Origin of the sequence: Edaphobacter paludis (assembly GCF_039993895.1) — a bacterium.
Taxonomy (GTDB): domain Bacteria; phylum Acidobacteriota; class Terriglobia; order Terriglobales; family Acidobacteriaceae; genus Edaphobacter; species Edaphobacter paludis.
Genome location: NZ_CP121194.1, coordinates 3365300 through 3386897 on the forward strand (window position 1 = coordinate 3365300; position 21598 = coordinate 3386897).

13 protein-coding genes are annotated in these 21598 nt (G+C 55.9%); 5 read left to right on the plus strand and 8 right to left on the minus strand.

Annotated elements, in window-relative coordinates; translation table 11 throughout:
- Nucleotides 1-256 precede the first annotated feature (256 nt).
- Complete coding sequence (locus P4G45_RS14035; protein ID WP_348267103.1) at nt 257-2641, minus strand: glycoside hydrolase family 31 protein; 2385 nt, start codon at nt 2639-2641, stop codon at nt 257-259.
- 598 nt (nt 2642-3239) lie between these two features.
- Here P4G45_RS14035 and P4G45_RS14040 point away from each other — a divergent pair.
- Nucleotides 3240-4172 carry a multiheme c-type cytochrome gene (locus P4G45_RS14040; RefSeq protein ID WP_348267104.1) on the plus strand — a complete coding sequence of 311 codons (933 nt, stop codon included), beginning with the start codon at nt 3240-3242 and terminating at the stop codon, nt 4170-4172.
- Nucleotides 4173-4240: 68 nt separating this feature from the next.
- Here the strand turns inward: P4G45_RS14040 and P4G45_RS14045 are convergent, their stop codons facing one another.
- Together P4G45_RS14045 and P4G45_RS14050 are read right to left on the minus strand one after the other, a co-directional pair.
- Nucleotides 4241-4564 (minus strand): L-rhamnose mutarotase, encoded by a 324-nt coding sequence (locus P4G45_RS14045; RefSeq protein WP_348267105.1) that lies wholly within the window; start codon nt 4562-4564, stop codon nt 4241-4243.
- Between the two features lie 181 nt (nt 4565-4745).
- Nucleotides 4746-8228 carry a carboxypeptidase regulatory-like domain-containing protein gene (locus tag P4G45_RS14050; protein WP_348267106.1) on the minus strand — a complete coding sequence of 1161 codons (3483 nt, stop codon included), beginning with the start codon at nt 8226-8228 and terminating at the stop codon, nt 4746-4748.
- Nucleotides 8229-8570: 342 nt separating this feature from the next.
- Between P4G45_RS14050 and P4G45_RS14055 the strand changes: the two genes are divergently transcribed.
- Genes P4G45_RS14055 through P4G45_RS14065 form a run of 3 tightly spaced genes read left to right on the plus strand, consistent with a single transcriptional unit; the run spans nt 8571 to nt 13116 of the window.
- On the plus strand, nt 8571-10358 hold the full coding sequence (locus P4G45_RS14055; RefSeq protein WP_348267107.1) for a tetratricopeptide repeat protein: 1788 nt from the start codon (nt 8571-8573) through the stop codon (nt 10356-10358).
- Complete coding sequence (locus tag P4G45_RS14060) at nt 10358-12067, plus strand: CRTAC1 family protein (RefSeq protein ID WP_348267108.1); 1710 nt, start codon at nt 10358-10360, stop codon at nt 12065-12067. Before P4G45_RS14055 ends, P4G45_RS14060 begins: the two co-directional genes overlap by 1 nt.
- A complete protein-coding gene (locus P4G45_RS14065; RefSeq protein WP_348267109.1) occupies nt 12064-13116 on the plus strand; it encodes a tetratricopeptide repeat protein in 1053 nt (350 codons plus the stop codon). Before P4G45_RS14060 ends, P4G45_RS14065 begins: the two co-directional genes overlap by 4 nt.
- Before the next feature lie 11 nt (nt 13117-13127).
- On the opposite strand, the gene P4G45_RS14070 is transcribed toward P4G45_RS14065, so the two are convergent.
- Nucleotides 13128-14816 (minus strand): CRTAC1 family protein, encoded by a 1689-nt coding sequence (locus P4G45_RS14070; RefSeq protein WP_348267110.1) that lies wholly within the window; start codon nt 14814-14816, stop codon nt 13128-13130.
- A gap of 419 nt (nt 14817-15235) precedes the next feature.
- Between P4G45_RS14070 and P4G45_RS14075 the strand changes: the two genes are divergently transcribed.
- Complete coding sequence (locus P4G45_RS14075; protein ID WP_348267111.1) at nt 15236-17683, plus strand: tetratricopeptide repeat protein; 2448 nt, start codon at nt 15236-15238, stop codon at nt 17681-17683.
- A gap of 106 nt (nt 17684-17789) precedes the next feature.
- On the opposite strand, the gene P4G45_RS14080 is transcribed toward P4G45_RS14075, so the two are convergent.
- From P4G45_RS14080 to P4G45_RS14095, 4 genes are read right to left on the minus strand one after another with little or no spacing between them, the layout of a single operon-like run.
- Entirely contained in the window at nt 17790-18812 is a 1023-nt protein-coding gene (locus P4G45_RS14080; RefSeq protein WP_348267112.1) for an L-rhamnose/proton symporter RhaT, read from the minus strand.
- A complete protein-coding gene (locus P4G45_RS14085) occupies nt 18809-20065 on the minus strand; it encodes an enolase C-terminal domain-like protein (RefSeq protein ID WP_348267113.1) in 1257 nt (418 codons plus the stop codon). Before P4G45_RS14085 ends, P4G45_RS14080 begins: the two co-directional genes overlap by 4 nt.
- A 15-nt stretch (nt 20066-20080) precedes the next feature.
- Nucleotides 20081-20866, minus strand: coding sequence for an SDR family oxidoreductase (locus P4G45_RS14090; protein ID WP_348267114.1), 786 nt, complete (start codon nt 20864-20866; stop codon nt 20081-20083).
- Nucleotides 20848-21522, minus strand: a complete 675-nt coding sequence (locus tag P4G45_RS14095; RefSeq protein ID WP_348267115.1) for a GntR family transcriptional regulator — start codon at nt 21520-21522, stop codon at nt 20848-20850. Before P4G45_RS14095 ends, P4G45_RS14090 begins: the two co-directional genes overlap by 19 nt.
- Between the last annotated feature and the right edge of the window lie 76 nt (nt 21523-21598).

Sequence of the window (21598 nt, forward strand, 5' to 3'; positions counted from 1 at the left end):
GTCAATTCATGAACCCGAGAATTGCAACATAAGCCGTTTGCTCCACAGCATCCTCATATCGCAGAGGGCAGGCAGGATGCGTGGGCCGATCACGAAGACCACCCGGAAACCAATTCCTGAGACGTGGGAGCACGCAGCTCGAGGTGTGGAGTAGTAGAAACGGCTATGCGCTTCCCACTTCTCCACACCCCGAATGCAACTATCGATCAGCAAAATCGCGGCGCTCACTAACAATGAATCTGGTACCGGTTGATATTTAATGCACAATCTCAACCGGGTTACTCTCTCGGTCGTCCCATGCCTTCGCGCCTTCCTGTGTGAGCTTACGAGCCGAATCGTCCCACTTGAGCGTTGTGATCTGCCTGTCTCCTTTTTCGTAGGCGTAGGTTGTGCCATCGTCGCTGTAGAGCGTAAATTTTCCGTTGGCACCGGGATACACTTTCACCTTCGCGATCGCCTGCTTATCATGCGTGCTTTCTACCGGGGTACCCAGGGGCAATATAGACCCAGCTCGTACAAAGAGTGGGATCGTATCGATTGGAGCCTTGACGGTGATGGTCTGTCCGCCGTGTACTTTCTCATTCGTCCAGTAGTTATACCAGTCCGTTCCTTCGGGCAGATAAACTTCTCGTGTGGTGGCTCCCTGATCAACCACTGGGGCGACAAGCAATGCTGGGCCAAACATGTACTCATCGGTTATATTCATGACCTTGTTGTCATGGGGAAAATCCATAAACAAGGCCCGCATGAAGGGTGCACCGGTCTGATGAGTAAACCAACCAAGCGAATAGATATAAGGCATCAGCGTGTACCGCAGCTTGAGATACTTCTCGAGGATCGGCTCAGCCTCGGTGCCATAGCTCCAAATCTCGTTGTAGCGGCGCGTTCCATGGGTGCGCATGGTCGGCAAAAAGGTTCCATACTCAAACCAGCGCACATAAAGTTCAGGATAGTCGTCATCATGTCCGACATTATCGCGCGCGCTCGTAGGATCAATGAGCGGCGGATGTGCCGGGGTATGTGTGTAGGGTAGATTCTGCCAACCGCCGATATCGTTTCCCGTATAGGCAATCCCCGAGGCCGCGACGTTGAGTCCGGTTGGAATCTGGCGGCGCAGCGTATCCCACGTAGGCGAAATATCCGACGACCAGAAGATCGCTCCATTTCGCTGTGCGCCCAGATAAGCATCGCGCGAGAGTGTGAGAGCACGTTGTTGCGGCTTGTCCCGGCGAACACCATCATAGATCGCCCCCGTATGAAATAGCGGGTACACATTGAGGTATTGTGTGCCGGGACCGACGCTGAGGTAAGCTCCATCTGGCGGCAGGTCTGGCTCGGTCTCATCAGCCCAGAAAAAGTCAAAGCCTTTCGCTGCAATATTGTCGCGAATCAAACTCCACCACCACTTCGCTGCCTCAGGATTAGTGGTATCGATGTCCGAACCGGCCTTGTCGTACGGCATTCCATCCACCGGCTTGCCCGGCGCCGGTTCATCGGCCGTCACGGGAATCCCACTCGCGTAGTGCTCAAACCAGCCTTTATCCAGCAGGAAATTGTAGTAGCGCGACCCCGGCGCAAATCGCGGCCACACGCTGATCATCGACTCGATATTTTGCGCATGCAGTTGTTTGTTCATCTCCGCGGGATCGGGCCATGCCTCGGGGTCGAAGTCATACTGCCCCATCTTGGTGTAATAGAACCAGTCGACAACAAGAATGTCCAGGGGCAGGTGACGTTCGCGATAGCCTTTGGCAACGGCGAGAACCTCTGCCTGCGAGCGATACCGCTGCTTGCACTGAATGAACCCGTACGCTGCCTTTGGCAGCATCGGAGTCGCACCGGTCAGAAGCCTGTAGCCTCCATAGATCTCATCAGTCGTCTTTCCGGCGATGACAAAAAACGAAACGCGTCTACCCAGTGTCGAGGTCCATTTTGTCTCACCATCAAAGGCCGGGGAAACAGTTGTCGACGATGGATTATCCCAGACGATTCCGTAACCTTTATTCGTTACCAGGAAAGGTACGCAGTAAGACGGAGAAGCTGGCGCTAGATAATTTGCTGCGCACGTAATGGGGCGCTGACGATGATCGAGATAGCCCTCTTGATTTTCACCCAAACCATAATAGTGCTCGTCATCGGCTGCCCGAAAGCTTGCGCCCACAGTATAAAGCGGCAGATCTTGCGCTTTGATCCCGCGCGCGTCCTTTAGTGTGTCGTCCTTCTGATTCAACTCCGCCATCTGCCATCCATTCATCTCAGCGAGTGGAGAGCCGTCGGGCAATGTGACAGAAATATCTGTGCCAGGAACGGAACCGGAAAAGAATTTAGCGGTATCCGGCAGCTTCGCATGAGGATCGTGGCGGTGTGCAGGCGCGACTGTCACAGTCATGCGCGAGCTTTGATAGATGTCAGCCCCGTTCTTACCTACGACATGCTTCCAGCCGGTCTGTTCTGGTTTCGCCACGAAGCCATAGCCCGGTCCCGCTTCTGCCTCTCGCGCGATCATGCTCAAGGTCACGCGCACAACATTTGGCGCATACGGCTCGATCGTAATCGTTTGCCCATTTCGCTCAAGTGGCAACGTCTGGCCAAGCGAGATAGCAGGAATAACTAGCAAAAGCACAAAGATAAAACGATTCATTAGAACCTCTGATATAAATTCAACTTACTACAAGTTCGTCATTAACGATTCGCTAATAGCGTAAGATTCGTTGACCTGTTTCCTGAAATCTTTCGACTCAGAGTTGGGATCATCTCTGAAATTGAACGAGAGGACGGGGTCTGGCGACGCTCGATGGCTGGAAGCAGAAGTTCGGCGGCAGGGTAGTTTGCGGCGCGGGATCGGGCGGTCCACTCAAGCAGCCATAACTGTCAACGTACTAGACCTGCGAGATACGTTAATATGGCGTGGTCACTGATTACTGAATTAGAGGCTACCTTCCTAAGACAACTTGTTTGGGTGACAGGTCTTTAAACAGCCCGAAGCGCGGAGCGGTATGACGATCAAAAGCGGCGGAAAAATTCAACGACTCCACTTAAGAATATTCCTGGTCCTTCTGTTGCTTTGTACGGCGCATGCGCAAGATCCATCGACGAAATTCTCCCAAGCCACACCAACCAGATGGAAAGAAACAAACTGGTGGCCAACCAGCGGGGCGCCTGCGGCTAGGGACTATGTAGGTGGAGATGCCTGCTCAAAGTGTCATGGAGGCATCGCGGCAAGCCAACGAGCTACTCCGATGTTTCAAGCCACGAGACAGCCATCGAACTCACCTTTGCTCACTCATCACGAACGACTTTCCTTCTCCGAGCCGGGCTACCACTACGTTCTGTCTCGCCAGCCGAACGAGACCAACTTTCTGGTTACAGATGCCACCCAGACAATATCGGCGCCAGTTGGCTGGGCGTTTGGGTCAGGTGAAGTAGCACAAACCTACGTGGTAAAGCACGATAACCAATACCTCGAGAGTCGGCTCACTTACTATACGAGCCTGATGGCGCTCGGAATCACGACCGGCCACTCCGCAACAACTCCAGGCAACATCGAGGAAGCACTTGGTGACCCCATTGATGCAGATGTGTTGCCACGATGCTTTGGGTGTCATACAACCGGATCCACTACATCAGGAAAATTCGATCCCGATCACGCAACTCTTGGGCTTACCTGTGAGGCTTGTCACGGGCCGGGCGAAAAGCATGTGACGGCCATGGACAATGGCCTGTCGGAACCAGCAGAAGGAACCATTTTCAGCGCAAAGAATTTGTCGCCGATGGATTCGGTTGATTTCTGTGGCGCCTGTCATCGAACCTCCGCCGATGTCGCAATGCTCCCATCCATCAACAGGGGAATTACGAACCTGCGATTTCAACCGTATAGATTGCAACGTAGCCTATGTTGGGGCGAAAAGGGCGACCCGCGAATCACCTGCGTAGCGTGTCACAATCCGCACCAGCCACTGGTTCGCAACCTGGCCGCATACGACGATAAATGCCTGAAGTGCCATGCCAATACGGGGGAGTCACCGTCTTCCACCCAGGTGGCGGGCTGCACGGTAGGTAAGAGCGGCTGCGCATCATGCCACATGCCAAAGTATGAGATTCCGGCGGTCCACGCAATGTTCACAGACCACTACATTCGAATTGTGCGACCAGGTTCCGGCTTTCAACCCTAATTATCAACAATTAGCGTCGAGTGCACGTCCAGGCGATGCAACAGCACGCACCATTTTTCTACAAGCTCCTAATCCTGATGGAAGACTTCTTCCATAGTGGCCCACCACTCACCTTCTGCGCGGCTTGCGAGAGGTTGCTGCATCGGACCCACAAGAGCCCACCACTCCCGGGTTGTCGGGTCTGCCGCCATCCTTGCCATATCGACTGCGAAGTCTTGTCCGTGATATTCAAAATAGCTGAAGAGAATGCCATCTTTGAGGAAGATCGAATAATTAGAGATATTGCATTCTCTTATCACTTTAAGTATCTCAGGCCACACCGAATGGTGATGAAGCTTATAAGCTTCTTCTGCTTCAGGCTTGAGATGAATCATCATTCCGTAGCGCTGCATCGCAAAAAGCCCTCTCACGCATGGATAAATCCCTGCCAAAGTTACCGATTGATGCCGGGAGCTCAAGCTTGACAGGTTTACTTACTTTCGACTGGAGTATCCAGTTCATCAATTGTGACTATTTAGTAACCCACTATCATCTTCGCGATGAGAGTGGGTCACCAGCTGCAACGAAAATGATCTAGAAGATGAATTTTCCACCCAGTTGCAATTGCCTCGCTGTACTTGCGGTCCCGTTAATCGTCCCAAAGCTGCTTCCATTATTCAGGTCGCTATTGGGAGTACCCATTGTTGGGTGGTTGAAGAGGTTGAACGTCTCAAGCCGAAACTCGAATCGTCGTTCACCCCGTATGGGGAACTGGCGGAAGATTGACGCGTCCATGTTGATATAGCGCGCGGAACGTAGCGAGTTTCGACCGGCAGTGCCAAAGGTATATTGCGCTGGAGACGTGTAGGCCGAGGGGTTGAATCCAAAGCCCTTGGGAACATTCTTTTGAGGATCACCTACAAGATTGGCATGTTCATATCCAGACCAGCCAACGTTCCCAGTGTTAGCGATGTCACTGCTGATGATGGGAGTGTAGGGGAGCCCTGACCGGGCTGTGAGGAAATTGTTGAGCTGCCAATTTCCAAGGATGTAGTCCGCCACGCCATTGCCCGTGGACCAGCGTTGTCCCTTACCAACCGGAACCTGGAAGATCGTGTTTTCGGTCAGGACGTGGGTGAGATCGGTACCAGACACAGAGCGGCTGCCGTATGCGCCTGGGTGGTAGGGATCGACTGGCGAGCCGCCCTCTGCACCGAACCATCCGTCACCGCCTTCGTTGATCGACTTGGACCAGGTATAGCCGACGGAGTAGGACAATCCATTCGAGTAGCGCTTATCCAACTGAAGCTGCGCTGCGTTGTAGGAAGCAGTTCCGGTGCTTCGGTCGTAGAAAGTCGGCCCGATATAGGGGTAGAGAGCCCGTGCCTGCGGATCGCCCGGACCTGGAGTCAGTGCAGTGTTGTAGTAGCCACCTACAACCACCCGATGAGAGGTGGACCCGACATAGTTGGCCGTGACTGCGGTAGAGGAGGTAAGTTGGCGCTGTACACCAACGTTCCACTGTTCCGAGTATGCATTCTTGATGTTCGGATCGTAAAACCACTGCACCTGGTTGAACGGGGTAGCGGCTGGGAACAGACCACTTCCTCCGCCACCAAACGGATCCTGCACGGTCATAGTCGGTGTGGGGGACGTCGCTCCTGGAGTCGTCGGCTGGTTCTGGCCGTTCTTAATCAACTGGCCGATGTCAGGCCAGGACCCTTCAATATTTTGCGCCATCTGGGAGACGGCGGCCCAGTTGTCATATACGACACCGAATCCACCATGGAGGACGGTTTTATTTCCGAGGCGATAGGAAACGCCGATGCGCGGCCCCCAGTTGCCCGTGAAGTTGTGAGCGATCTTGCCGCGCGGATCGACGACCACATGAGCAGGAAGCTGACCACTGGCGTCTGGAATGCACGGTGCGAAGCCTCTGGATGCACAGGTTGGTGGAAGCTTCTGCAGGACGTAGGTTCCATCTGCGAAGTTCATGTCGCCGGTCTCGATTCCGCCCTGCTGACCGATGGTGTCGTTAGTGCCATACGGAGGAAGGAAGGAGTAGTCGTAACGAAGGCCCCCATTGATGGTGAGCCTGGAGGTCGCCTTCCACGAATCCTGGAGGAAGAAGTCCATCACCCCACCCGGCCGGGTCTTTTCGTTTACATTGCGACGGTTGGCCCCGTCCGGAACGCCCAGCAAAAAGGAGGACAACGCATCACCTGTCGCTACTGGTTTGCCGTTAGCATCCAGGGGTGCCGTTGGGCTCGCGGTCTGCTGTGCCAGAAACGTCTGGCTGACCTGCGAGAGGGGGCTGGCGAAAGAATTGCTAATGAAGCCACCCCCGAAATGGATCTCATGATTGCTTATGATCTTGGTAAGTACGCCGCTGACCTGATGGCTATCTGTGGCTTTCGGCGTAAGGTTGATGCTCTCGCCACCACTCGCATAACCATTGATCCCCAGAGATGGAAGCAGGTTTCCACCTCCATTCCCAGCGAAACCGCCGGCAAACGCTTTGGTAAATCCGACTGTGGAGAAGATGTCGCTGATCGACTTGCTCCAGAGATTGGTGGAGTTCGATTGGACAGTTGTTCGAGCGTACTGCATCTGCAGAATAAGGCCCGGGCTAAAGATATGCACGTAGCTGCCTCCCCAGTTACGAGCAGGGACAGAATTTTCGCCCTTCAACCCGGGAAGCCCGCCTGAGTGGCTGACCACGTTGTTGATCATGCTGTAACGGAACCACGCAGAGTCATTCTTGAACAAGTGCTGGTCAATTCGGCCGGTAAACTCGTTCTGGGTTTGCACCGTCGGGGTCGTATCGATAGCGTTGTCACCATTGTTGTCGATGGGCGAACCAGCGGTGGGATAGACGAACTTGGCGTACGCCACCATGCGCTGATCGATCCTGTTCGCCGGTATCTGATTCCCCGGGAAGGGTGTACGAACGTAGACAGGGGGCGCCCCTGGAGGTGCTGTATTGGTGGTGGAGTACGGATCGTAGATCTGAGGTGCGCCGCTCTCATCGCCAGCCAATTGAGCCGCCGTTGGGACCTTCAGAAGCGTGCTGCTGGCGGCGTTATATCGAAAAGCCTGGTAGGCAACGAAGAAAAATGTCTTGTCCTTCCCGTTGTAGAGCTTCGGAATCCAGACGGGGCCGCCGACCGCTCCACCAAATTGGTTCTGATGATAGGTTGGCTTCGTGCTGCTGGCCGGGAGGAAGTATGGACGGGCATCGAGGGCTTCATTGCGGAAGTACTCCCAAGCCGAGCCGTGGAAAACGTTAGTGCCGGATTTGCTGACGACGTTGACGACTCCGCCTAGGACTGACCCATATTCTGCGCTGTCAGTGTGGGATACGACTTTGACCTCTTGAATGGCATCGATGATGGGAGGAACTGCGTAGGTGCTCAGAAGGCTCCCAAAATTATTGAGACCATCGGTCAGGAAGAAGTTGCTCCGGTTCGTCTGTCCGTTGATTGCGGGAAAGGTGAACGCCGCGCCCTCTGCGACAGGCGCGGAAAATCCGCCGCCACCCATGCCATTGTTTTGGCCGGTGCTGACGGGCACAACGCCGGGGGTAAGCGAAAGCAGTGCTGTGAAGTTGCGGCCGTTGGTCGGCAGATCATTGACCTGCTTGGTCGCAAGCACGGTCCCGAGGTTGGAACTGGTCGCATCCAATTGCTGTCCCTCTGCCTCAACGGTAACGACCGTGCTCTCCGAGCCGACGGACAAGGCAAAATCGATCGTTCCTGTCTGGCCGACGGCCAGCACGAACTGCGAGACTTTCTTCAGGCTGAAGCCCGCTGCGGACGCTTCAACCGTGTACCTGCCGGGCGTGAGGCTCGTGAAGACATATTCGCCGGCACTGTTAGTCACGCTGGTGAGAACCACCGAGGTATCCACCGCGGTCAGCGAGATCTTTGCGCCAGGCACTACGGCGGCGGTCTGGTCGCGAACCACTCCATTCAGTGCAGCGGTCGAAAGTTGTGCAATCATCGGAACGGTTAGCAGCAGAACGGCAAATATTGATAGAGTGGCAACCCTAAGCGCTTTATTTCCAATACATTTCATGTCCGCCTCCAAAAGTCTTTCAGATCTGCTTACTTGGTATCCGAGGCCCGAAAGCAATCGGCCTCCACAATCCCGGCCTTTTACTTCTACGTTTACTTTGATCGACACTTTGTAGCTGTCGGTCGTAATCAATGTCAAGGATAAAAACACTTTTTGATGAAGAAAAAAATCCACCGTGGGGTGGAGTCCGAACTCCTCTCCATTTTTCTTCGTCTCACCCTTGATTTCTGCGAGGAAACTCCAGGTGCAGGCTGCCGCTTCAGAGGATCAGATCGATGTAGAGTGTTGTGAAAGCATACTGGGGTTCGAAGCTGCATAAGGAAACGAACCGATATGAGGGCCATGAAAACTCAACGACGCGCGCGAGCGAGGTATACCCAATGGGTCTTGTGCGGCCTGTTCGCGACCCTGCTTGTCCTGGATGGCTTCGGGCAAGCGCAGAAAGCGATCGCCAGCGTGGCTCCAAATCTATTGGTCACAGTTCCAAACCGCGAGGGCTATGTCGGATCGGCAAGTTGTTCTCGTTGCCACCTTGGGATCTACAGGCAGTTTTCCAAAACCAGCATGGGCCGCTCCATGTCTCGGATCACACCGGAATTGCTGCAGACATTGCACACCTCTGCCGACCTCTACGACGCGAAACTGGACCGGCACTTTGAAGTCCATGCCCGAGACGGAAAGCTGTACCAAAGCGAATACCAGACGGATGCACAAGGGAAGGAAATATTTCGCAACACGCAGAAGCTGGACTGGATCATAGGAGCTGGAGCCAACGGGTTAGGAGCACTGGCGGAGCGAGACCACTACCTGTTTCAGGCGCCGTTATCTTTTTATTCGAAAACCGGCACATGGGGGCCATCCCCCGGGTACGAGTTCGGAGACTACGGATTTAATCGCCCCATCCTGGCTGGATGCATCTCTTGCCACAGCGGTCGTCCCCGGCCAGTTCCCGAAACAAACGGGAAGTTTGAGACCCCGCCGTTTACTCAGGTGGCCGTTGGCTGTGAAAACTGTCACGGGCCGGGAGCTGCTCACATTCACGCAATGGATTCAGGAGACAACTCTGACAACGGAAGCATGATCGTCAATCCCGCGGACCTCAGCATGGATTTAGCGAACAACATCTGTATGTCCTGTCACCAGACCGGCAATATACGAGTATTTCAAGAGGGCAAGACATATCAGGACTTCAGGCCCGGAACACCACTGGATCATGTTCTCTCTATCCTGATGGTTCCACCCGACAAGGCATCGCCTCCGCAGGCCGATCACCTGGAACACTTCTATTCAATGACGTTGAGCAAATGCTATCGGTCCAGCGGCGGACGCATGGGATGCATCACCTGCCACAATCCTCACGTTGAGCCCACTCAGGCGGAGGCGCCAGCTTACTTCAACGCAAAGTGTATGACCTGCCACACACAACAGAGTTGCACGCTCCCCAATGTCGCACGACAACGCACGACGCCTGCAGACAATTGCATCGGGTGCCACATGCCAAAGCGCGATGTGCAAGTGATTTCGCATTCAAGCATTACCAACCACCGCATTCTGGCTCGCTCGGACGAAAGCTTTCCTGAGAGCGCCTTCCATCAGACCACGGCGGCATTGCCCGATCTGATTCATCTCGATCCCGTTCCCGGAAGCAAAGAAGATGTGGTTCCGCCGCTCACGTTATTGCAGGCCTACGGCGAACTGGCCGCCACCAGGCCGGAGTACGTTGCCCCCTATTTGAAGGTATTGACGCAACTTGAGCAGACAGCCCCGGACAGCGCCTTGGTGCAGGCCGCCCTTGGCCGTAGAGACTTGAAGAGTGGCAAATTGCCGGAGGCAGTCGATCATCTGCAGCGTGCTGTGAAGCTTGGGTCACAACAAGCTACGGTGTACGGCGATCTTGCAGAGGCAACGACCAGGCTAGGCCAGCCGGAGGAAGGCCTTGCGCTCCTGCAGAAGGCAACGGCGCTCGATCCATTCAATCCTCAACTGCAGCGAAATCTGGTGGCGCGTCTCATCGCGATGAAACAATACACAAACGCTCTTGCTGCAATGGAACACTATTTGGAGATCTTTCCTCAGGATTCCTATATTCGAAAGATGCTGACTCTCGCACGTGGAGAACCTTCACCATAATGATCGCGTCCCATCCTTTGCGAGCTTTCTTCCAGAAAGTGCTCCCTTTAGTACCAACAGGCCTGCTCTTACTCCTCTGCGCTCAAGGGCTTGTCGCGCAGAGCGGGGACGAGATTCGCTTTGAAAATCGCCAGCCGCACTCAGGAGTCGATTTCGTTCTCAACAACGGGACAACCAGCGACAAACCGATCATCGACAGCATTCCGGGCGGCGTCGCACTGTTGGACTATGACAACGACGGGTATCTCGACATCTTCTTCACCAACGGAGCACAGATTCCGACGCTCGCCAAAGATGGCCCCGGCTTTTACAACCGGCTTTATCACAACAATCATGACGGCACATTCACCGATGTCACGGATCGCGCAGGCCTGCGCGGTGCCGGCTATAGCATCGGCGCGGCAGCCGCAGACTTCGACAACGATGGCTGGACGGATTTATATGTCACCGGAGTTAACCGGAACATCCTGTATCACAACAATCACGACGGCACCTATACGGATGTAACCGAACACGCCGGAGTTACCGGCATCGGCCCTGGCGGCAAGAAACTGCTTGCAGTCTCCGCAGCTTGGGTCGATTACGACAACGATGGCCTGCTCGATCTGTTCGTGACGAATTATCTGGATTGGACGCCGGAGACATCCAAGGTCTGCGGCGAACCCGGCAAGCGATTATCTTGTCCCCCCTCGCTCTATCCTGGCGAACCGAACCTGCTCTATCACAACAACGGAGACGGCACTTTCACTGACGTCTCCGCAGCGACTGGCATTGCCACTGAGATCGGCAAGGGCATGGGCGTTGCCATTGCCGATTTCAACGGCGATGGATGGATGGATATATTCGTCGCGAACGATAACCAACGAAACTTCCTGTTCCGAAATCGCCAAGGCAAAGGCTTCGACGAAGTAGGCGTAGAGGCTGGCGTGGCCTACACCGAGGATGGCATTCCGGTTTCGAGTATGGGGGTCGACTTTCGTGACTACCGTAATGACAACCATCCCGGCCTGTTCATCACGGCGCTCGGCGGTGAGACTTTTCCCCTCTATCGAAACGAGGGCAGCGGGCTCTTCAGCATGGACACGTACCCCGCAAGAATAGGGTTCATAACCTACAAGATGAGCGGTTGGGGTGCAGGCATCTACGACCTGAACAACGATGGATTCAAGGACCTCTTCAGCGCAAACTCGCATGTAAGTGAAAACGCCGATCTCGATCCGCAGCAGCATTATCGCCAGGCGAACGCCATCTTCCTCAACCTGCAAAATGGCACCTTTCAGGACGTGAGCGCACAAGCAGGCGCAGCGATGACGGTACGCGCAGCCCATCGAGGCTCTGCCTTCGGAGATTTAAACAACGACGGCAAAATCGATGTCGTGGTCTCCGCCATTGGGAGCCCCGCCGAGCTCCTTTACAACACCTCACCAAACACCAATCATTGGCTGACGATCCAGACTATCGGCGTCAAGAGTAATCGTGACGGTATCGGCACGCAGATCAAGCTCACCTCTGCCTCTGGAGCTGTGCAATACAACGAGGTGACGACGGCCGGAAGTTATGCAAGCTCTTCCGACAAGCGGGTTCACTTCGGCCTCGGCCACGACAAGGTTGTAAAGGAAATTGAACTGCATTGGCCGAGCGGAACCATCCAGGTGCTGCATAACGTGAAGGCTGACCGAATATTGAAAGTGACCGAGGGTGCGTCATGAAGGCATTCTGGATCTGCGTTCTCTGCATCGCGGCTGTTGCGCCAGTTGCTCACGCAGATGGCTGCATCGGGGCAGAGACACAGTTGAAATTGATTGCTGACGATCTCGGGCGTAACGCAGTGGAGGCAGCGCAGAACACACTCGCACCGCTCACGACAATGTATCCAGCATGCCCCCAGCTCACGTTGATGCGTGCGCGGATCGCCGCGGCCCAGGGTTCTACCTCGGAGGCACAGGACCTATTCACGCGCTATCTCGCAATCGTCCCAGGCGATGCCGCCGGCATGGCATACTTTGCGCGTTTCCTGATCGACCAGGCGCAATACCAGCAGGCCGACGATCTCTCCGCCGCAGCGCTCAACAATGAGCCCGCCAATCCTGCGGCTCTCGCCGTGCGTGGGCAGATTCTGGATATGAAGGGGCAGGCACAAATCGGCCTGACACTTTTGAAGAGATCTTGCGAACTGGATCCCGGCAATGCCGACGCCCAGTTCCAGCTCGGGACTTTATATGATCGCGCGAAGCGCCCAGCAGATGCAGTCCTGACCTTTCAGAAGGTCGTCGATCTCGATCCGGAGTACGCGCCTGCGTGGGACTATCTCGCGCTGAATCTCGAGCCGCTTGGCCAGGAGGACCGCGCCGACGACGCCTACAAAAAAGGCCTGGCGGTCAACCACGAAGGACCTCATTTCGATGCGTTTCTCGATTACAACTACGGCCGATTTCTCGCCAAGCGAAACCAGCTCGCCGAAAGCAAGCAGCATCTGGATCGCGCCGTGGACCTCGTTCCCACCTTCCGAGCCACATGGTACGACCGTGCGAAGGTCAACGCACGACTGGGCAACTACGCCCAGGCGCGAACCGACGCCGAAAAGGCCGCCAGTATTACCGACCAGACCGGCGGCATCATCGATCTACAAATCTATGTACTGTTGGAGCAGATTTACCGAAGACTCGGCGAGACGGAACTGGCAGAAAAATACGCCGCATTGACCCGTGAAACGCCGCCGCCAGTGCGCAAGGGCTATGACCAGTCTGTTTCAAAGTGAGTTGGAAATTTCTATTTTTCTGAGTTCGTAAAAGGCTGCTTGTGGACGATGCCCTTGCCTTCTTGAATAGTCACGACCTGTCCAGCCTCGATCTTCGGAAAACTTTCCGTCTTGCCGCTGAGCCAGCGAACCGTCAACTCTGCCGCTGAAGACTTACCCAGGCCGAAGTGGAGACGCAGGTCGCTCTGCGACATAAATGACCCGCCGCTACGAACCTCATCGACTTGCTTCTGGCCACCTGCACTCAACGTAACGCGTGCACCCATTGCATCTCGGCCTGTCGAGGTGAGAACGCGTACCGTCAGCGAATGCCCACTGACCAGAGCCGTATTCTTGAGCAGCGTGGGCACCTCTCCCATATTCACGATCACGATCTCCTGCTCGCCGTCATTGTCGAGGTCTCCAATCGCAAGACCTCGCGACGAGTGCTCGTCGGATATTCCCGGACCGGCTGCACCGGACAAATCGAAAAACTGGCCATCGCCCCGGTTCCAGTAAAGGAGCCGGCGCTGTTTAAAGTGTTCCCCCGTTTGTCCGTCTTCCACTTTCGGATAGACGTGTCCATTGGCGACAATCAGGTCCGGCCAGCCATCATTATCGAAGTCGAGAAACGCAGTTCCCCACCCCAGATAGCGCGTATTGACTGCAAGTCCTGTGTCGATCGTCGCATCTTCGAAGTTGTTGTTGCCGTCGTTCTTGTAGAGAGTGTGCGTGTCGTCTGCGAAGTTGGTTTTAAAAATATCCAACAGACCATCGTGGTTATAGTCACCCGCGCTCACTCCCATGCCAGCCTGTTCGCGTCCATCTTCGTTATAAGCCACACCGGACACGCCGCCGATCTCTTCAAAGCCCTTCCCTTTCAGATTGTGGTAATAGAGGTTAGCCGTCGAGTCGCAGGACACATAAATATCCGGCCAGCCATCGTTATCAAAATCTCCCGTCAGGGGGGTGAAGCCGTAGTAATTTTTCGGGGTCGTTATATGCATCTTGTCGGAAACGTCACTGAAATGACCATGCCCATCGTTCTCGTAGAGTGAGATCGTCTCAGCTGGCAACCCGCGAGGCCCGCACAACACCGGCAGACCCTTCCATTGGCAACTGGACTTGTCTCCCGGCCGCGGAGTTTTCGCTGGATCGAATTCGACATAGTGAGCCACAACCAGATCGAGAAAGCCGTCGCGATTGAAGTCCACAAAAGCGCAACCCGTACTCCAGCGCCGCTGCGCAGTCGTCAATCCCCGCTCTTTCGCCTCGTCGCGAAACTTGCCATTACCCAGATTATGGAAGAAAGCGTTCTGCCCCCACGCTGTAACAAACAAATCGACCTTACCGCTATTGTCCGCATCGCCCGCGCAGACTCCCTGACCCCAGCCCGTGTGCGTCAATCCAGATCCCGTCGTCACATCTTCAAACTTCAACCCACCAAGATTATGGTAGAGATGGTACGGTGCACCCGAACTGCCATCGAGCTTCCCTCCGTTGACTACAAACAGGTCCGGGAGACCATCGTTGTCATAGTCGATGATCGCGACGCCGGTGCCCGTAGTCTCAATAATGTACTGTTTATCTTTGTCTGCGCCGGACACGTTGACGTCTTTCAGTCCGGCCTGAGCCGCAATGTCGACGTAGTGAACGACAGGAGCTTTCATGCCTGGTGGCAACGGCTTGGCCGGGGCTGCCTTCCCGTTGCCTGTCGCCATTCCCATGCCCTGCGCATGAGCTACATTACTCGTGCATCCCCACAGCATTACGGCACACAACAAGACAGTAAAAGGACGGGCAGGACGAGCAAAAAAACGATTCCTGATCACCTCGCGGATTTTAGCATCCTCAAAATACCGGCGCTGACGGCAAACCTTGCCAGCAATAGGGGAGGCGTAAGCGAGCCTCGCGAATGGTGTCGCAAAAACTTCCTCGATCTCCGCCGACCGTCGGTTGGACCGGGTCCAGACTCCGAGCCAACAGCAGTCGCGCAGAATCACAAAGGGCAGGTATGCTTGCAGCAATGATTTTTCGCCTGATATCTCTCCGGGTTGCCTGGTCAGCCGTCGCCCTCGTGAGCTGCTGCGGGATCGCCTTATCACAGCCCGTTTCTTCACACTGCAAAGGCCCAGCGGAGTTGGAGCGAGCCATCGCGACCCACCCCACCGCTGGGGCCTACGATGCGCTCGGCGCTTATTTCGGGCAACAAGAGCAGCTGGCATGCGCCATCCCCGCCTTCCGCTCCGCGCTTCGCCTTGCTCCACAATCATGGGAGGCCCACTACGATCTCGCCATCGCCCTGCTGCAACATGGTGACGCCGCACAAGCAGTGCGGGAGCTTCGCGCCGCATCTGTTCTCAAGCCCGCAACACCAAGAATTCAGATTGCACTTGGGGTCGCACTCAATCAGGCGAACCAACCAGCTGCCGCCGTCGATGTATTCAGATCTGTGCTGAACACCGATCCAAAATCGGTTCCAGCCTTGGACGGCCTGACCAAGGCACTCATTGCGGAGAAGAGATACTCGGCTGCCATCGCTGCCCTTAAGGACGCTCCACCGGACGAAGTATTGGCCCTCAATCTTGCCATCGCCTACTCCAACGACGGAAAGACCAGCGAAGCGGAGCAGACTCTATCTGCAATCGTGAAAGAACATCCCGACTACGCACAGGCACACGTCAATCTTGGCATTATCTATACCCAGCAGAGCCGCTACCGCGACGCCGCCGAAGAGTTTCGGAAGGCGCTGCAGCTTGATCCGAGCGATGACGTTGCTCGCACCTCGTACGCCAAAGCGCTGATCATCCTCGCGCAGTTCGATGTTGCCCTGCCGTTGGCTCAAGACTACCTCCACCGCAAGCCACACGACTTTGAAGCCCTCTATCTTATGGGCGCAATTGAGCGAGGCATGGGCAAATATGCCGAAGCGGAAGGATTGCTGACGAAGGCCGTGGCGCTTGAACCAAACCACTATGACGCACGTTACGATCTTGGCTTTGTTCTTGCCAAGCTTGGAAAGCCGGAGCAAGCCAGGCAACAATTCGAAAAGGCGCTGCAGATCAATCCCAGTTCCACGGAGGCACAGTTTCAGCTCTCGACCGTACTGCGCTCTCTAGGAAGGAAGGAGCAGGCAAGCCAGGAGCTGAAGGTCTTCCAGGAGAAGAAGGCTCAAACCGTAAAGCAGGATGTCGCAGGCGTGAAGGTCAATCAGGCCAATCAATATTTGGTGTCAGGCGACGTACAAAAAGCCATCGACCTCTACCGGGAGGCCCTCTCTGACGACCCGAACAACGCACGCACCCACTATGACTTTGCCCTGGCTCTGGATCGGGCTGGAGATCTCGCCGCAGAGCGCGACGCGCTGATGAAGTCGATTGCACTGGACGCCTCCTTCGCCCCAGCCCACAATCAGCTCGGACTGCTCGATCTACAAGCGGGGCAGATGGCACAGGCCGAGCAACAGCTGAAGCTCGCCATCTCGTTGGACCCGCAGTATGCCGAAGCGCAGAGCAATCTGGGCGTCCTGTATGGCCAGCAGGGCGAGAATCAGAAAGCCGAGCAGTTGTTCCGACAGGCCACCGAAAACAATCCCCAATATGCCCAGGCTTTTATAAATCTTGGTTTGGTGCTCGCAAGCCAGGCGCGCTTTTCAGAGGCGGATGAGCAGTTGCGCCACGCCCTGCAACTCAAGCCCGACAACACCTCCGCACTCACTGCGGATGCCATGGTCTTAACCCGCATGAACCGCCATGCCGAAGCGATCGCCTCCTTCCGCAAGGTGATCGAACTGGACCCTAAAGCTGCGGATGCCCATTTGAATCTTGGCATCGCCCTGGCCGATCAGTTCAATCTGAATGAAGCTTTGGCAGAGTTCTCTGAGGCTGTTCGCCTCGCTCCTGACAGCGCCATCACCCATTACAACCGAGGCAGGGTTCTGCTCGATCTCCAGCGTGGTCAAGAAGCAAAGCCCGAGTTGGAGACGGCGACGAAGCTCGATCCGAACGCAACCGATTCCTGGTATCTGCTGGGTCTATTAGCCAGGCAATCAGGCAATACTGACGAAGCCATCCAGCAGTTCTCCAAAGCCGTCACCTTAAAACCCGACTATGCCGATGCACGATATATGCTGGGTCGCGAACTGCTGCACAAAGGGGACTCCGCCGGAGCGGTGGAGCAGTGGCGCAAAGCGATAGAGATCCAGCCCGATTATGGCGAAGCTCTGTATAACCTCGCCCGCCTGCTCACCAAATCTGACCCTGCGGAAGCGAAGCGCCTGCAAGCTAAATTCGATACCCTGCAGACACAGAAGCACATCATGGATCGCGCCGAGACTCTGGGCAACTTTGCTCTGGCGTCGGCCGCCGCCCACGACTGGCCACAGGCAATCGCCCAGTTGAAGGAAGGGATCGCGCTCTGCAAAGACTGTAGCGCGCTGCCCTTGCTGCACAAGGACCTGGGACTCATCTACTGCCGGTCCGGCGAGTTGGAAAATGGACGTACCCAGTTGCTGGCTGCACAAAAGCTTGCACCCTCTGATCCAGAGATCATTCGCGCTCTCCAGATACTTGACTCACAGCAGAAATAACAGTTGCCATACGCGATTCGCCAACAAGACCGCGTGATGTATACCGAGAACATTGCGGAGTGAGTGCAGACTTCAATAGATGCAACCTTGCGCGAGCGCATGGTGCCTAACGATTGCCAAGAGCCAGCAGGATCGTGGCACCTGTAAGGCACGCAAGTCCCACTCCCAGCAGGGCGGTTGCACGCCGAGGCGCGCGCTTCCATTCGCCGGTCAACACTCCCGACAACGTAGCCGTCATGATCATGAAGATCTGGAACAGTCCCCAGCCGATTGAAGTTCCAAAGGTGCCAAGATAGCTCGCGCTCATGCCGTACAGCGCCATCGATCCCATCCACAGCACCGCCATCAAAGAGGCCCAGAACCAATCTCCCCTGGCCAACTGGAATGTCCTCCACGTCCCGTTCTTCCGCAACAGGTAGAGACAGTACGCGATGTTTGGAACAAAGCCTCCCGTAAGCCCAATGGGCCACACCGCGTAGCCCGCGTGCAGCGGAGAAACGCCAAGTCGGACCGCCTCCTTGGCGATGTCCTGACCAAATACGAATGAGTAGTTCAGCATCGGCGCCATGATGCCGCAGACCACGGCGAGCAGCACTGCCGCAGCATACCCCTGTCGCGATGGGCTGCTGCTCACGGCAGCCGCAACCTTTGATGCGCGCTCTCGGACCTGCCCTCCCCACCCTGTAAAGAACACCCCCGCCACCATGATCACGACGCCACTTGCGATGAAATAAGCAGCGTGCCCGATCGTGACAGCGCTCTGCTGTATCAGCAGCGGAACCAGCGTTCCCAATACAGCGCCCAACCCCACGATGATCGCGTAGGCCACACCTAGCCCCAGGCGATTCACCGAGATGCCAAACAAGATCTGCGCTACTCCCCAGCCCGCGCCGAGTAGCAGCGGAAGCGCCAGCTTTCCAATACCCAACCCGCGATAGATCTCCAGCATGTGGTCGACGAGAACAAAACCCAGCGCCCACGGCAGGATCACGAGAGAGACGACGCTGAACACCAGCCAGATATTCTCCCACTTCCATGATCGTGTGAACTTCATAGGCAACATGCAGTTGCCCGCCATCAGACCGGCAATCATCGTCAGCGCAACGCCATAGAAGAGTTCTGCGGTCACTTAGCTTTGCCCGGTGAGATCAATTTCAGATCACAGGAAGCACCCGGCTCCTGTGGCGTCGTGTACACTCCACCGCTCACCTCGGCAGGCGATACAAAGTGGGAACGCAGATGCGGAATGTGTTCCAGCAACAGCGCATCGTGATCCATCGCGATGTGGTTGAACAGTACCAGATGTTGATGCAGTTGGCCCATATCGCCCACATGCGGCACAACAGGCAGGCCGAACTTCTTCGCCATCAGGCTCACCGCAAGAAACTCACTGACCCCGGCCAGTCGCGTGCAGTCCGCCTGTACATAATGCAAGGCCGAGGACTGCATGAAATTCTTGAAGACGACGCGGTTGGGTATATGCTCTCCCGTTGCAATCTTTACCGGCGCGATTGCATTTGCGAGCACGGCATGTGCCTGCACATCGTCGGGATGGGTCGGCTCTTCAATCCAGAACGGCTTCATCTTTGCCAGTTCCCGGCAACGGCGAAGCGCCACAGGAAGGGACCAGCATTGATTCGCATCGAACATCAGTGTTCCCGCGTCGCCCACACACTCACGCAGCATGGATGCGCGACGCAGGTCACGCTCGGCGTCGTCGGAACCAACCTTGAGCTTGAACGCGGTAAAACCCTGATCGAGCGCCCGCATCGTCAACTCACGCACCTTCATGTCGTCATACGCCATCCATCCTACCGACGTGTCGTACCCGGGATAGCCCGTCGCCAGAATATGTTCTCTCTCAGGACGACTTGCCAGCTTCCCCCGCAGCAGTTCGATCGCATCCTGTGGAGACATCTCATCTTCCAGATAGCTCAGGTCCAGCAGCCGGACAACCTCTTCGGGCGTCAGGTCCAGCAGTAGCTTCCACAGCGGCACGCCCCGGCTCTTGGCCCACAGATCGAAGCAGGCGTTCGTGATCGACGCCAGCGCCAGATGGACGACCCCCTTATGTGGACCCAGCCAGCGCAGGCTCGGATCATTGGCGAGCCGCCGCGCCATACTGCCAAAGTCAGCCATCAGCGTTTCGATCTCCAGGCCCGCAAGAGGCCGCGCCAGCATCTCGATGGCTTCACATACCAGCCGGTTTCCCTCTCCCAGGGTAAGCGCGATTCCTGTCCCAAAAAGATCGTGATCGCTCTCCAGCAATGTCACTGCAAAACAGTACTCCGGATTTGTATGCACAGCATCCGTACCAGCCCCTGCGGGCAGCTTGTATCTCGCATCGCGCGTCGCAATCTTTTTGATCGTGTAAGTCGGCATCACCTCTCCCGTCTGCTATCGTCTGTAACCCAGCTCAGCTCCGCCGCTCACGGGCAGAATGCACCCTGTCATAAATCGCGCCTTGGCGGAGAGCAAAAATACCGCTGCGTCCGCGATTACATCACCGTGCGGGCAAGCGCCCAGTAGATGAATCTCATCCAGGTATCGCCGAATGCTGTCCGGCTCCTGTTGCTCCGCACACCATCGCTCCAACATCGGTGTCCATACACCGGCCGGACAAATTGCATTCACCCGAATCGAATACCCCGCATAGTCCACTGCCAGCGCCTTGGTCAACGAGATCATCGCGCCCTTGCTTGCAACATAGGCAGCATGATCGGCCTGCCCAATCAAGCCCACCATGCTCGCCGTATTCAGAATGCAGCCCTTGCTTGTCTTCAGCGCTTCAAAGGCAAACCGTGTCGTCCAATAAACCGACTTCACATTGGTTCGCTGCATATCGTCCCATTCCTGCTCCGTGGTCTCGTGAAGCGGCCGCGATGGACTCGATATACCCGCGTTGTTGTGGACGGCATCAATGCGTCCGAATCGTTCGGTCACTGCTGCCAGTGCGATCCGCACTGACTCACCATCACTGACGTCAGCACCCAGTGCGATGCACCCACCACCCAGTTCACCCGCCGTATGCTGTGCAGCGGTAAAGTTACGGTCAAGAATCGCGACCGTTGCTCCCTCGCGTACATATGCCAGTGCGCACTCGCGGCCAATTCCATCCGCACCGCCCGTCAAAACGATGACCTTCCCTGTCAACTCATCCGCCATCAGTCTCGTCTCTCCCATTGGCCGTAGGCCGCCTTAGCAAATCGCGCCATCGCCCTTTTCACATAGTGCTCGGCAACCTCACCCTCACCTTCGCGGAGCAGATCCACAATCCGCTGGTGCGCCTCCAGGTCCTTGTCCCACACGGTCGTTGTCTGGCCGCTGGTGGTCACACGCATGCGCACAAATGCGAAGAACGGTAGCAGAATGCGACGCGCGTGCTCAATAATGTAAGGGTTCTGCGACAGCCTGCAAAGCTCCAGATGAAACTGCAGATCGAAGTCCATCAGTTGCTCGCGATTCCCTGCGGCAGCGGCCTCCCGCATCTTCTGTACCGCAGTCTGCAACTTGCCTAAATCCGGTTGGAGAGCCGCGGCAAGACGCGCAGCCAGCCCTTCGATCGCACCGCGAAGATCGTAGAGGTGCGCCACATCCTCTTCGCTCAGATTAATCACACGTGCGCTGCGTCCCGACTCCTTGGTGATGAAACCATCCCGCGCCAGAATATTGATCGCCTCGCGGATGGAGCCCTGCGCTACACCAAACTTCGCTCCCCACTTGCCTTCGACAATACGTTCACCGGGGGCCAGAGAGCCTTCGACGATCTCCCGCCGCAGTCGTTCGGCCAAGTCGGTCTTTACCAGTCCATCTGTCGCTAAAGAGGAAAGAGTTGGCATATTTTTGAGCGCTTAAATTTCAAGCGCCTTCACCATAGCCTTACCGAACCTGCAATGTCAATTGCGCTGAATATAT